Annotated in this window: 14 protein-coding genes and 1 pseudogene; 6 read left to right on the top strand and 9 right to left on the bottom strand. The window is 58.6% G+C overall.

Going from position 1 to position 13,064, the window contains the following annotated elements:
• Nucleotides 1–60: 60 nt before the first annotated feature.
• Together AC1DCM_RS09905 and AC1DCM_RS09910 are read left to right on the top strand one after the other, a co-directional pair.
• Nucleotides 61–810, top strand: coding sequence for a helix-turn-helix transcriptional regulator (locus AC1DCM_RS09905; protein WP_442005891.1), 750 nt, complete (start codon nucleotides 61–63; stop codon nucleotides 808–810).
• A gap of 211 nt (nucleotides 811–1,021) precedes the next feature.
• Nucleotides 1,022–1,585 carry an OsmC family protein gene (locus AC1DCM_RS09910; protein WP_477516018.1) on the top strand — a complete coding sequence of 188 codons (564 nt, stop codon included), beginning with the start codon at nucleotides 1,022–1,024 and terminating at the stop codon, nucleotides 1,583–1,585.
• A gap of 140 nt (nucleotides 1,586–1,725) precedes the next feature.
• Here the strand turns inward: AC1DCM_RS09910 and AC1DCM_RS09915 are convergent, their stop codons facing one another.
• Nucleotides 1,726–2,127 (bottom strand): nuclear transport factor 2 family protein, encoded by a 402-nt coding sequence (locus AC1DCM_RS09915; protein ID WP_442005893.1) that lies wholly within the window; start codon nucleotides 2,125–2,127, stop codon nucleotides 1,726–1,728.
• An 84-nt stretch (nucleotides 2,128–2,211) separates the two neighbouring features.
• On the opposite strand from AC1DCM_RS09915, the gene AC1DCM_RS09920 reads away from it, so the two are divergent.
• Nucleotides 2,212–2,595: a winged helix-turn-helix transcriptional regulator gene (locus tag AC1DCM_RS09920; protein WP_442005894.1), complete on the top strand. Its 384-nt coding sequence runs from the start codon at nucleotides 2,212–2,214 to the stop codon at nucleotides 2,593–2,595.
• 61 nt (nucleotides 2,596–2,656) lie between these two features.
• Here the strand turns inward: AC1DCM_RS09920 and AC1DCM_RS09925 are convergent, their stop codons facing one another.
• Nucleotides 2,657–3,190, bottom strand: coding sequence for a CGNR zinc finger domain-containing protein (locus tag AC1DCM_RS09925; RefSeq protein WP_477518136.1), 534 nt, complete (start codon nucleotides 3,188–3,190; stop codon nucleotides 2,657–2,659).
• 26 nt (nucleotides 3,191–3,216) lie between these two features.
• Between AC1DCM_RS09925 and AC1DCM_RS09930 the strand changes: the two genes are divergently transcribed.
• Entirely contained in the window at nucleotides 3,217–4,152 is a 936-nt protein-coding gene (locus AC1DCM_RS09930; RefSeq protein ID WP_442005896.1) for an AEC family transporter, read from the top strand.
• 123 nt (nucleotides 4,153–4,275) lie between these two features.
• On the opposite strand, the gene AC1DCM_RS09935 is transcribed toward AC1DCM_RS09930, so the two are convergent.
• From AC1DCM_RS09935 to AC1DCM_RS09945, 3 genes are read right to left on the bottom strand one after another with little or no spacing between them, the layout of a single operon-like run.
• Complete coding sequence (locus tag AC1DCM_RS09935; RefSeq protein WP_477516019.1) at nucleotides 4,276–5,079, bottom strand: amino acid ABC transporter ATP-binding protein; 804 nt, start codon at nucleotides 5,077–5,079, stop codon at nucleotides 4,276–4,278.
• Nucleotides 5,076–6,014 (bottom strand): amino acid ABC transporter permease, encoded by a 939-nt coding sequence (locus tag AC1DCM_RS09940; RefSeq protein ID WP_477516020.1) that lies wholly within the window; start codon nucleotides 6,012–6,014, stop codon nucleotides 5,076–5,078. The genes AC1DCM_RS09935 and AC1DCM_RS09940 overlap by 4 nt, the downstream gene beginning before the upstream one ends.
• 26 nt (nucleotides 6,015–6,040) lie before the next feature.
• Nucleotides 6,041–6,967 (bottom strand): ABC transporter substrate-binding protein, encoded by a 927-nt coding sequence (locus tag AC1DCM_RS09945; RefSeq protein ID WP_477516021.1) that lies wholly within the window; start codon nucleotides 6,965–6,967, stop codon nucleotides 6,041–6,043.
• A gap of 217 nt (nucleotides 6,968–7,184) precedes the next feature.
• On the opposite strand from AC1DCM_RS09945, the gene AC1DCM_RS09950 reads away from it, so the two are divergent.
• Together AC1DCM_RS09950 and menC are read left to right on the top strand one after the other, a co-directional pair.
• Nucleotides 7,185–8,018: a GNAT family N-acetyltransferase gene (locus tag AC1DCM_RS09950; RefSeq protein ID WP_477516022.1), complete on the top strand. Its 834-nt coding sequence runs from the start codon at nucleotides 7,185–7,187 to the stop codon at nucleotides 8,016–8,018.
• Nucleotides 8,015–9,121, top strand: a complete 1,107-nt coding sequence (gene menC / locus AC1DCM_RS09955) for an o-succinylbenzoate synthase (protein ID WP_477516023.1) — start codon at nucleotides 8,015–8,017, stop codon at nucleotides 9,119–9,121. The genes AC1DCM_RS09950 and menC overlap by 4 nt, the downstream gene beginning before the upstream one ends.
• Before the next feature lie 53 nt (nucleotides 9,122–9,174).
• Here menC and AC1DCM_RS09960 read toward each other — a convergent pair whose 3' ends face one another.
• The 4 genes and pseudogenes from AC1DCM_RS09960 to AC1DCM_RS09975 all read right to left on the bottom strand — a co-directional run.
• A complete protein-coding gene (locus tag AC1DCM_RS09960; protein WP_477518137.1) occupies nucleotides 9,175–10,776 on the bottom strand; it encodes a PucR family transcriptional regulator in 1,602 nt (533 codons plus the stop codon).
• 11 nt (nucleotides 10,777–10,787) lie between these two features.
• The gene (locus tag AC1DCM_RS09965) at nucleotides 10,788–11,930 is read right to left on the bottom strand and encodes a M20 family metallopeptidase (RefSeq protein WP_477516025.1); all 1,143 of its coding nucleotides are present in this window, start codon (nucleotides 11,928–11,930) and stop codon (nucleotides 10,788–10,790) included.
• A gap of 79 nt (nucleotides 11,931–12,009) precedes the next feature.
• Nucleotides 12,010–12,654, bottom strand: a complete 645-nt coding sequence (locus AC1DCM_RS09970; protein WP_477516026.1) for an MBL fold metallo-hydrolase — start codon at nucleotides 12,652–12,654, stop codon at nucleotides 12,010–12,012.
• Between the two features lie 132 nt (nucleotides 12,655–12,786).
• Nucleotides 12,787–13,064: pseudogene (locus AC1DCM_RS09975) on the bottom strand (TMEM175 family protein); the annotation flags it as partial.

Genomic DNA, 13,064 nt, shown 5'->3' on the forward strand with positions numbered 1-13,064 from the left:
AAGGCAGAAATTTATGGCGAGTCCGGGAACCTGGACCGCCTGCTAATCGGAAGGACAACAATGATGACCCAGATTGGTTCGGTCGGCTCAACAGCTCCATCCCCGGACGCGCTGCAGGGCATGGACGCCGAGTCCATCAACCGCGTCCTCGAGCTCCTGGTGGCACCCCTTCAGGCCGCGGTGCCTCAGCCCACCGAGGTTGTCCTTCATGATCTGCAGCGAATCCCTAACACCGTTCGTGCTATCGCCGGAGACGTTACTCGCCGCCAGATCGGAGACCCGCCTACCGACAAATTGCTCGAACGTGTGGCAGCCGGCGACTTCTCCCATGAGATCGGCTACCGCTCACAACTGCTCGACGGGAGAATCCTCCAAAGCACGACGATCATTTACATCGACAAGGAAGGCCGAGCCGCCGCGGCTCTGTGTCTGAATGCTGACGTATCGGCCTGGGTCACGCTCCGCTCAGCCTTGGACCGCTTCGTTCTCGGCCACGACGGCAGCTCCATGCTGGCGACCGCGACCGCGAACAGGGCAGCGTCGGTCGGCCCCCAGGGGAGCGAGTACTTCCCGCACAGTGTGGAGGAGCTCAGCTCCAAGCTCGTCGAGGCGGCGATCGCCGCCATTGGGGTCCCCGTTGAGCAAATGCGCAAGGAACACAAAGTGCAGGTCGTGGCGGAGCTGGAACGTCGTGGATTCTTCCTCGTAAAGCAGGCTGCCGAGACAGCGGCGACGGCACTCGGAGTCACCCGCTTCACCATTTACAACTATCTCAACGAACTCGGCGGAGAGGTCGAAGAGACAGCCTAACCCGACAGAAGGCAGCGTTACCCCGTTCCCTGGAACTCAAGCCTTCCTCATCGCCGGATCACCAGCAATGAACAATTCCCTACCCCGTCATGCCCGAAATGAGGCACTGGAGCATCACTCTGCCCGGCCAAGTCATGCGGGCAATCGTCCAGGCACGCATCAATCACCTTCCCTGTACAAGACAAATCGTCAAATAAATCAAGGAGAAAAAATGAACACCAGCACCACCACGAAGCCGTTCGCCGACCTCGCTGCTATCCAGGCAACCGTCGAGGCTGTCAGCGCCCAGCGTGAACTCGGCCGCGTCACTTTTACCATGAACAGCGAGTCCGCAGGCGGTCTGACAGCGAAGACCGAAACAGGCCCGCTGCTGCAGGCAGGCGTACCGGATAACTCACGACGTGGAAAGTACACACTGCATAGTGACGAGCCCATCTCGCTGCTCGGCACAGACACTGCCGTCAGCCCTGCTGAATACATCCTCAAAGGACTCGCCGGCTGCTACATGGTTACCCTTGCCTCACTCGCCGCAGCTCGCAACATCACCCTGGAGGAGATTCGGCTCACCCTCGGGTTCGATATCGATCTGAGTGGATTCCTCGGCATCGACGAGTCCGTCCGAAAGGGCGCAGAACACATCACGGTCAACGTGGAGCTCGAAAGCCCGGGCACTCCACGAGAAGATCTTCAGGACCTCGTCAAGGCACTGGAAGCGACCTCGCCAATCCGCGACACCCTTGCCAACCCCGTGAAAGTCACCACTGCACTGAACTAGGACCATGCGTGAGTTCCGGGCAGGGCTTCGAAGCCCGGCCCGGAAACTCCCATGAGCAGCCCTGTGACGATGTCGTCGCAGAAATTGTCCTGCCGCGCTGGCAGTCCGGGGCAGTGTCCTGGTCAGGACGCCTGTTGTATCTAGGCCTGTCCCCAGAATGAGTCTTCCGTCGCGCCATCGGCCGAGAACAAACGGACGTCTACGATGTTCCCCTGACGGACAGTGAGAAGGTCTACGCCCGCCATGTCCATGGAGGCGTCGGTCCGCGTGCCCGAGAACGTGACCGGGACGGCTACGAGCTCACCGTTGACCATTGCCGGCCCGGTAACAGCCAATTGGAAGGTCCCTTGGCTGGCTTCCATCATCCCGCCCAGCAAGGCACCTACGCCGTCGAGCCCTTTATGGTCACCGGAAAAGCGGTTGGACCCCGGCTGGTGCCACACCACGTCAGGACTCAGCAGCGCCATGGCTGCTGGCACGTCCCCCCGGCCAAGGGCTTCGAAGTACGAGGCGGCCACGGCCGCCGGCGTCTGATCATTCATCAGTTCTCCTTCAGTTGTGATTACGCAGCCATGGTTACATTCGGTAACCTGTTACATCAACGTAACTAAAGGAGCTGGGTTTGATTGGATGCGCCGGTTTGGAACATCATGGTGGCCACGTGCCCCTCACGTACTTCCCTGGCTAAGATCGCCAACAAGTGGACGGCAATGATCGTCATTGCCCTCAGCAAGGGCTCTTTGAGGTTTGGCGAACTCCGCGAAGAAGTAGATGGCATCAGCGGCAAGGTCCTGGCCGATACGTTGCGGGATTTGGAGCGTGACGGGATTATCGAGCGAACCGCATACAACGAGATGCCGCCGCGCGTGGAGTACGAACTCACTACGCTGGGCCACAGCCTGCGTGAGCCGCTGACGGCGCTGGGGCGCTGGGCCGAAGAGCACATCAACGAGGTACTGGCCGCGCGGGACGCCTACGACGATCGTCCCGGCACGCGACCCATGCCGTAAAGGCCGTCAGGCCGTAAAGCGTTGGTTTTGAGCATCTGGCGTGGCGGTGCGGAAGGCTGAATTACTTGCTGGGGGCTCCCTGTCGATGGCGCTGGACAGCATCATAATTGCCGCACTTGGCGGAACAGTACGAGCGCCTGCCGTTGCGGCTAGTATCCACAAACACTGTTTCGCAGCCTTGGCGGGTGCAAGCCCCTATTCTTTTTCCCGCAGATTCGACAGTGAACAGTGCAAGGCCTCCGGCTGTTACTGCTTTGACGCGCGCTACAACATCCTCCTCTTCGGGCGCCCAGTGCAGGTGAGGTTGCAGTCCGTCGTGAGTGCTCAGATAGGCCCGGCTGGTCCCGGCCTCCAAGAGTGAATTGATCGCCCTGCAAAGCCCTTCGGCATCTGTTGCGTCGAAGGCCTTCCGCAGCATCAGGGCCCATTGCCGGAGGCGTTCGGCTGAATTGGCGGTCAAAGACGAGGTCTTCCGGATTTGATGCTCGTCCAGAATGTGCAGGACACGCTCAACGCTCCAGTCGGGTCCGCCGGCAAGGTTGACCAGGTCTACTGCCAATTCAGGACCCGTCATGTTGTCATGGTTGAACTGCACTAACCCATTGCAGCACAGTTTTCCATATGCTGCTCGTAACCACCGCAATTATTCCTGTTGTATCGCTTCTTGTTCTTGGGGCGGTCTTGCGACGGAAGTTCCTCGTTGATTCCGGGTTTTGGGGCGGCATGGAATGGTTGAGCTACAAGGTTTTTACTCCGGCGCTGTTCATCTCATCCATCGCAGGCACGGATCTGAGCATCGTTCCCGTAGGGCCGCTCCTCCTGAGCGTCGGCGTGCCGATTGCCGTTATTGCTGCATTGGTCATCGGCTCGGCTCGCATGCTTCGCACCAATGGCCCCCGGTTGACTTCACTGGTGCAAGGCGCTGTCCGAATCAACACCTATGTTGGCCTCACCTTTGCCGGCGCGCTCCACGGCCAGGAGGGAGTGGCTACCTTCGCCCTAGCCAGCGCTGTTGTTGTGCCATTGGTGAATGTGATCTGCGTGGGAACATTGTCCGCATACGGCGACAAGCTGGCCTTGGTGCGCCGCAGGCCGCTGTGGCGGGAGTTGCTTGAAAATCCGCTCATCCAAAGCTGCGCTCTGGGACTGCTTCTTAACCTGGCGGACTTGCCTCTTCCGGAGTTTGTGTCCGCGGCACTCACTATGCTGGCCGCCCCCGCCCTCGCCTGCGGAACGCTCATTGCCGGGGCGGCGCTCCACGCTGACATTCGATGGCGGGATACAGCCGATATTGCGGCAGTTTCTCTACTGAAGCTCGTCGTGCTTCCGCTTTCGGCTGCCGCCATTGCCATACCCTTAGGCGCCGCGGGAGCCGGCCTCAGCAGTATCGTGCTGATCTGCGCCATCCCGACGGCGCCCTCAGCCTACGTCCTGGCCAGCCGGATGGGCGGTGATGTCCGCCTTATGGCAGCGATAACAGGTACACAAACCGTGCTTGCCATGGGCACTCTGCCTGTAGTTCTGATGCTCGTGGACCTCATGAAAGCGCGGTTCTAAACCCTGAATCGGCTTCACAGGAGACCCTTTCTGGCCATCCCGGGACCGGCCCCAGCAACGGCAACAGCGGAATCCATCATCAGATGGATACTTCCGAACACATCGAAGCCTTTCTCTGGAAAGTCAGAGGACGGAGTTGAGGAATGTTTGGGTGCGTTCATTTTGTGGGTTGCGGATGATTTGTTGTGCTGGGCCTTGTTCGATGATGGCGCCTTCTGCCATGAATACGACGCGGTCAGCGACGTCGCGGGCGAAGTTCATTTCGTGGGTAACCACCACCATGGTCATGCCTGATTGGGCGAGGTCTTTCATGACCTTGAGGACTTCTCCGACCAGTTCAGGGTCCAGTGCGGAGGTGGGTTCATCGAAGAGCATCAGTTTTGGTTCCATGCACAGGGCCCTGGCGATGGCGACGCGTTGTTGTTGGCCACCGGAGAGTTGGCGTGGGTACGCGTTTGCTTTGTCTGCCAGGCCGACGCGTTCCAGTAGTTGGAGTGCTCGCGGGGTGACTTCTGTTTTCCTTTGCTTCAGAACCTGTCGGGGCGCTTCGATAAGGTTTTCCAGCACGGTCATGTGGGGGAAGAGGTTAAAGTGTTGGAAAACCATGCCGATGTCCGCGCGGCTGCGCCGAATGTCGGCGTCTTTTTGTTCGTGTAACTTGTTGCCTTTGATGTCATATCCAATGACTTTTCCGTCGACCCACATACGGCCGCCATTGATCCGTTCGAGGTGGTTGATGCAGCGCAGCAGGGTGCTTTTGCCTGATCCTGAAGGGCCGATCAGGCAGACTACCTCGCCAGCGTCGATTTCCAGGTTGATTCCCTTGAGGACGTGGAGCGAACCGTAGTTTTTCTCCACGCCTTCTGCTTTGATCATGCTTCGCGGTCCAGTGACTGCTCCGGCCGGTTGGGTCGTGGTGCTGGTCATCGTATACCGCCTTTTCTGGTTGGCCGATGGTGGGTGTTGAAGAAAAGCGTGAGGCTCTGCCAAGGGGTGAGGGGGAGGTTGCGTTGGTTGCCTTTGGCGTACCGGCGTTCCAGGTAGTACTGGCCGATGCTCAGGACGGAGGTGATGATGATGTACCAGATACTGGCCACAATCAGCAGCGGTATGGTTTCGAAGGTCCTGGCGTAGATGATTTGTGACGAGTAGAGAAGTTCCGGGACAGAGATCACTGACACCAAGGATGTGGTTTTGAGCATGCCGATGGTTTCATTTCCGGTGGGGGGAATGATGACTTTCATGGCTTGGGGCAAGATAATGCGCTGCATAGTGCGGAAGCGGCTGATTCCCAGGGCGCCTGCTGCTTCTGCCTGGCCATGGTCTACGGAGAGAATTCCTGCGCGTACGATTTCGGACATGTACGCTCCTTGGTTCAGACCGAGACCAAGTATCGCTGCTGTTATCGGGGTGATGAACTGGTTCGCGTCCAGGGCCACTCCAGGCATGCCGAAACTGATCACCGGGTAGAGCGCCGCAAGGTTGTACCAGAAGAGAAGTTGGACCAAAACCGGCGTGCCTCGGAAGAAGTTTACGTACGTTGATGCTGCGGCACGGATCACGGGGTTAGGGGAGAGCCTCATGACGGCCAGGACCACGCCCAGGACGATTCCGATCACCATGGAAACAGCTGTGAGCATCAATGTGACGGCTATGCCGTTCACAATTGAAACATCACGGATGTACTTACCCACCGTTTCCCACCCGAAACGGGGATTGGTCACTACTGACTGCAATGCCAGCGCGGCAAGTACCAGAATCAAGGCTCCTGAAACCCAGCGGCCAATATACTTTGCCTTCACCGTGGTGAACTCATCAAGAGACCTCTGCGGCGTTTCTATCGGAAGTGTTGTTGCTCCCATTGGATATCCCTTGTCTACTGTGGCTCTTATTCGGAGATCTGATCAGCGGTGATACTGGACCCGGAGGGGATTCCCCAGCGCTTGTTGATGTCGGAGTATGTTTTGCTCTGCACAATTGCTTTCATGGCAGCGGTGATCGCCGGGCGCAAGCCGGACTCTTTGTTCAGGGCAATACCAGTGAGCCTCGGCTCGTAGTCGCCACCAGCCGCCAACTCGAATTTGTTCTCGGCAAGTGCTCCTTGATAGCTCAAAGGAATACTGTCTGCCATCACGCCATCGACCCGCCCTGACAGGAGCGCAAGGTTTGCGTCTGTCTGGGTGGGAAACACAGCCTGATTGATTGCCTGTTCGCCGCTGCCGGTACATTCCTCTGACATGGTCGGGAGGATGTCGAGGGATTCGTGGGTGCCCTTTTGTGCGGCGATCTTCTTACCGCACAAGGAAGCGGCGGTCATCGATAGTTTGGCCGGGTTCCCGGGTAGGACGGCCATGCCGGAACCACCAGAGATGTATGGAACGAAGTCGACCACCTTCTGTCGCTCTTCCGTGACGTTGAAGGCTGACATGCCGGCGTCGTACTTGTTGGAGGCCAATCCCGGCAGGATCGTGTCGAACGTAGCTGGAACATATTGCGCCTTGAGCCCGAGGGAGGACGCCAGGACATTGCCCATGTCCACGTCCCAGCCGATGACTGTCTTGTTGTCGGTGTCAAAGTATTCAAACGGGGGATACGTGGGGTCTGTTGCCATCACCAGCGTGCCTTTGTCCCGCATGGACTGAGGTAGCAGGGCACGGGCTTCTTCATTTACTCCGCCTTGTTCGCTGGCTGAAGAGACAGGTGCCGTTGCCGGGCTCTGCGCGGAAGCGTCACCTTGCGACGCTGTTGTGCAGCCGCTGACGGAAGACATGACCAGGGCTGCGGTGAGGAGCGCCAACTTATTGCTGATTCGCATCGTTAGTACCTTTCGTGAAGGGGGCCTGCGGACACTCGTTGATGGGCGCCCAGTCGGATCCTTGGGAGGCTCGTGACTTGGGCCACTATTGCTGCAGGCGCCTACTGAGCTTGGCATCGGAGATCGACGGCCGAATGGTTCTCCCAGACAAAAATGCGTCGCAATTTAGTTGTCCGCGACAAAGGACGGACTGCTGCCGCCCTAGAACATGGAGGGCATGAGAACTGATTCAGAACCCCTCGCATCCGCTCGTGACGTTGCGGCGAAGTCGGCAGCAAGGGCGGCGCTTTCTTTGCGGCCGCTAACCTCAAAAGGCGAATTCGCTGCTGCCTCTGACCTGCTGGCAGGCATCTGGGGCACAAGCCGGGACGCGTCGCCGCTGTCCTCCGATCTTCTCCGCAGTTTGAGCCATGCGGACGCCTGCGTAACCGGAGCCCTGTCTGGTGAGGAGGTGGTGGGCGTCGCAGTAGCGATCTCAGGGCCTCCCGTCTCTGAAGTGATGTACTCACTCATTGCCGGAGTAAAACCGGGATTTGCTGGTCGGGGAGTGGGCATCGCACTCAAATACGCCCAGCGCGTTTGGTCTCTCGAGCGGGGTGCCAAACGGATGTTGTGGACTTACGACCCCTTGATTCGCAGGAACGCCCATTTCAACCTCGTGCGCTTGGGAGCACGGGTGCAGAATTACATCCCGGAGTTTTACCCACCCATGCACGATTCTCTAAACAGGATGGACCGCACGGACCGTCTATGCGTGAGTTGGGACCTGGCGTCGGCTACTCCGTCGACCCCAGAGGACGACGACGGACCGATCGCCCTTCGCGCCGGGGAGAACGGCAGCCCTCAACGCTCTGGCATTGCACCGCAACCGCGGATGCGGGTCTGGATCCCCCGTGATATCGAGTCGATGCGGCTTGACGACAACGCTTTGGCAATGCGATGGCGTGTTTCCATGGCGGATGTCCTGCAAGAAGCCGAAGCGCAGAACTTGGTGCCCGTGTCGGTTTCTGGCTCCGGGTACTACGTGCTGGACACGGTGAGTGCACAATGAGCGCGGCATTCAAGGTTGAATTGCGAAGGGTGCGCATGCCCCTTGCCGGCGAGTTCAGGACATCGCGTGGCAGCGAGTCAGTGCGCGAGATGCTTCTGGTCCGATGGGTCACAGACAACTCAGAAGGTTGGGCCGAATGCGCAGCAGATGCCGAGCCGGTCTATTTTCCGGAACGCCTTGAATCAGCGCGACTCCTCATCGCGGAGGTACTGGTCCCGTTGCTAGCGAAAATTCCCACGATTGATGCGGCCGGTGCGCATGTGGCGATGAAGCGGGTCCCCGGGAACCCGTTGGCTAAGGCTGCGCTTGAGAGCGCGATCCTTGATGCCGAACTCCGCGCGCACGGAATGTCCATGAAGTCCTACCTTGGTGGCTCCCGCGAGAAAATCAGGGTCGGCGTTTCAGTAGGTATTTGTGAATCGTTGAGTGATTTGATCCGCCAAGTCGAAGGGTACGTTGCAGAGGGATATTCTCGCGTAAAACTGAAAATAGCTCCGGGGTGGGATGTTGAGCCGGTCCGGGCCATTAGACGCGAGTTCGGTGAGGACCTGCTTCTTCAGGTAGATGCAAACCAGGCGTACACGATCGCTGACGTCAGCACGCTTCGCCGGCTGGACACCTTTGATCTCCTCTTGTTGGAGCAGCCCCTTCCAGCGGAGGAGCTGTGCGGTCACGCCCGGCTGGCAGGCTATCTGCAGACGCCCATTTGCCTCGATGAATCCATTACTTCCTGTGCTTCCGCTGCTACCGCAATTCAGATGGGGGCGGCACAGATCATCAATATCAAGCCAGCACGGGTGGGTGGTTACCTTGAAGCTCGGGCCATCCATGATCTCTGCCTCGCCCAGAGCATACCCGTTTGGTGCGGTGGCGTGCTTGAGACCGCGATTGGTCGGGCAGCTAATCTGCAATTGGCTTCATTGCCGGGTTTTACCCTTCCATCCGATATTTCAGCCACGAAACGCTACTACACCAAGGACATAGGCCAGGAGTTTCATATCGAGTCTGGAACCATAAGCGTTCCACACGGTCCCGGAACCGGAGCAGTCATTGACTTGGACTACTTGGAATCGGTCAGCGTGGAACAGGAATGGTTGATGTAGGTACTGCTTGGACGACTGGAACAAATGCGTCGGGTGAAGGCGGGAAGGGCGCGTTAAAGCCGTTCCCGCCGGCGCAGGTGGAGCTGTAGCCACATGATGAGGCGTTGGCCCGGGTTGTCCACATCGATTCCAAACTTCTTTGTCAGCTGCCTCATACGGTAACGCTGCGAATTTTCATGGACCATCATCAACTCCGCTGCCCTACGGTTATCGCCAAAGGTGTCTAAAAACGCCAATAACGTGGCAGCGTACTTCGTGCCGTTGGCTGCATCGTAGTCAAGGATCTCTCGGACAGATCCCAGCAATCGCTCGGGAGCAGCGACCGTTCCTTCAGAAAGCTCCTGCAGCAAAATCCGGTGGCGATCTTTTTCAGTGGACATGGCTTCATCCAAGGCTTCGATATTCTGAAACCGGAAGGCTGTTTCGATGTCGGTATGTGCTCCTTTTAAGTCGGCAACTGTATGCAGTGGCCCGGAGTAAGCGCATCGGAGATGAACTTCCGCCGTACCGGCTGCGGCACGCTGTGAGGCCGTAAGGAAATTCCTGATTCGCTCGTCGGTCAACTGGTCCGCCCCGGGAATGAGCACAAACACCCGATTCGCGAGCACGGTGCAGGAAGCGGCTCTCCGAACCGCTTCGGCGTTCAGCGCGACGATGTCTGCGATCCTGCCCAGGTCAATATCAGCTCCAGTTTCGACGGCGTTCGCGAAACCGATCAACACCACCGGCATCTGCTTCTCAAGGGTGAGTGCGGCCCCAGGCTCCATTTGTACGCCACCCAGGGCGGCCGTCAGCAATTCGCCGCGCCGATGGCGCTGCAAACTGAATGCGCTGGCCGCATGTAAAAGGTGCAGGGATGCAATGGGTGCAGCATCGGCGAGTACGCTGGCGATTTCTTCGCTTCTGGTGCCGCCTTCGTCAAAAGCCCACAACGAGCCAACCAGCCTTGATCCGACTCTTACAGGCATTGCCACTCGCTCCAAGGCGCCATGTTCCTGGTCAAAAAAGACCGGGGTGGTCGCCATGGCCACAGCTCGGTACCGCGCCAAGTACCAAGGCAAGTCCGGCACAGCACGCCCCAGAATCGCATCGCGTCGGCTATCGTCCGTACCCTGATCGGCAATATTTGAATACGCCACCACTTCTCGATTGACGTTCTCAATCGTGATGGCAGTTCCCGCCATCGCAGCTATCGCATTCGCCAGACTGAACAAATCACCGGGAGCGATATCCGCGATAGAGGCAGTCCGCATTTCTGCCGGATCAGAAACAGCGGCGCTGATCAGCGCATGAAGCGAGTTCCAGGAGGCGTCATCTTGAGCAACGAGCACCTGGACCTTCCCGGCACCCGAAATATCTATTGTTTCCTTGGCCGAGTCACGAGACTTCAAGACGACGGCCGCGTACTCGCGCTCTGCCGCTTCCTTGATGGCGGACGATGCAGCGTCGGGCGCCAAGGACGCGCCCGTCATGAGAAGAACACCGCCCTTGATAGGCGGGACTTCCTCCAATGGATCCCAAACAACCGACGCCCGGACATCCGGGTCTGCTGGCAAAGAGCCGTCGCGCGGACCATAAGGAGTCAACAGCAAAGGACCCAGAGCCGCCAGCAGCTCGCTCAAAGAGGTGTATGGAGGCGAAGCGGCTCCGCTCATGCCAAACACTCCTAGTGGTTTGTACTGCCCTCGATGGGACGCGCCAACAAAGAGTCGACGAGTCCGGCCAGCAACGCAGCCCGCTCGGGCATGGCGCTGATCTGGACCCATTCTCCCTCGCTGTGCGCGCCGGCACCAACAGCCCCCAAACCATCAAGGGTAGGTATTCCCAAAGCTGCGGTTAAGTTTCCGTCGGAAGTGCCCCCGGCCATCACTCCGCGGAGCGGAGGCAGACCCAAAACGGCGGCTACCTCACTGGCACGATCAAACAGAGCTGACGCCCGGCCTTGTTCAAGTGGTCCTCTGTCAATCCCTCCCTCAACTTGGAGGACTGCACCGTCCAGCTTGGGCTGCAGACACCTCAAAGCAGCGTCAACCCGCTCCAACTCAGACATTGAGGTGGCACGCACGTCAATGTCCAGCCAGGCTGAAGGCGGAACCTGATTGGATGCTTCACCTGAACGAAGCGTGGTGGGTGTAACAGACGTGCCCCTGGCAATGTCCTGCAGGTCATCTATCAAATGAATCTGTTGAGCGATCTCGACGGTGGCGTTTATCCCGGCCTCCGGCTCAAGGCCAGCATGCGAGGCACGCCCACGGACATGAAGTCGGTACATTCCCGAACCTTTGCGGCTCGTTTTGAACGCCCCATCCAAGCTTGCCTCGAGTACCAGAACGGCTTCCACTTCGGCGGCAAGCTTCTCAATCGCACTACGGGAAGAAGCCGACCCGGTCTCCTCATCTCCGGTAATAAGGATCTGTATTCCATCCGGGTTGCCCAGTGCATGAACCGCGTAAAACGCCTGCACGATCCCGGCCTTCATGTCGAAGGACCCAGGCCCCGTTGCTTTGTCGCCATCCACGGAAAAGGGCCACCGACTGGTAGTACCGACGGGCCAAACAGTGTCGTAGTGACCCACGATGAGAATGCGAGGCTTAACACCCAAACTCCACAACAGGTGCGTGCATCCTTCGCCGGGGAGATAGACAGGCTCACTCCCTAGCAGACTTTTTCCAACAGCTGAGACCTTTTCGGCAGCTGCAACCAGCTCCATCGGCTGCGTTGATGGCGATTCTGAAGACACCAGCAGTTCCAAATCCTCGAGCATCCGAGGCTGAAGTTGAGACAAAGTTTCCATGAGTCGAACGGTCATGAGGATCTCCTAAAAGGGTTTTGCCTCATCATCCGCCGCTTCGCCACCACGCTGGACATCAACTTCGACAAATTTTCTTTCAGTTTTTGTCCGATTCAACAACTCGGATAGAGCGGAGCCATGGCTTGTGCGCGTGGGTGAGCCAAACCATTTCAGGGTTCAGGGAACGCACCAGCAGCTGGCCCTCTGTGCGGGGGTTGTCCAGTTCATCGAACCAAACTGCTGTGTCTCCAGCGATGACGGTAGGGCCTTCTTCTCCATCGATGACAACGATTTGTGAGCCCCGGGTGTGGCCTGGCGCTGAAAGGAGTCGTAGTCCGGGAAGCAGTTCCAACTCGCCGTCGACCGGTACGTAGTGCATCCCTGGCGGGTCCACCCATTCAGGGATGGTGTAGTCGTCTTGGTTGCGGGCGTCGTCGAGTTCCTGGCGTTGGACGTAGATGGGCTTGCCCGCGAAGAGGTGGTTGCCTCCGCAGTGGTCGAAGTGCAGGTGAGTGTTGACCACGATGTCGACGCTGCTGATGTCGAAGTCCTGTTCCTTTAGCGGGTAAAGGCGCGGGTCCATGTCGGCGACGGCGGGATGAAGCTGAGTCATGCCTGTGTCCACGAGTACACGCGCGTCGGGGTGGTCGATAACGTGCACGTAGACCGGCATGGGTTCGCCTTCGGGAACCAGCTCGGCCACACGGATGGCGGTAACAGGGATTGCAGCGGCGGAATTCACGTCTTTACCTCAGTTCCAAATGATGGCCATGACCTGTCCGGGTCCAGACTCCCATCTGCCAACTTGTCTGTCGAGCAGCAGCACCAGAAGCAGGTTCCTCATTTTCGGCGCGCGAATCTCTGCGTTAGCCGATTAGCCGACGCCGTTATCGCTTTGATGAGCCCTGGCGACAAAGTGCTCAACCCGGCGGTCCGGGACCAGCCAGATCAGCGCCACAACGGTGAACATGGCGATCCCGAACAGGGGCTGGACCAGGGTGGCTGCGATGCCGGCCATATAGATCACGGGGGATGCTTTGCCTTTCCAGTCCCGGCCGACAGCCCGGGCAAGGGCCCCGTCCTTGCCTTGGGCGGCGATCAGGCGACGTTCCAGGATGTAGTACGCGATCGCTGCACACAGCAGGTTGATTC

The organism is Paenarthrobacter sp. 10N417, from assembly GCF_056394745.1.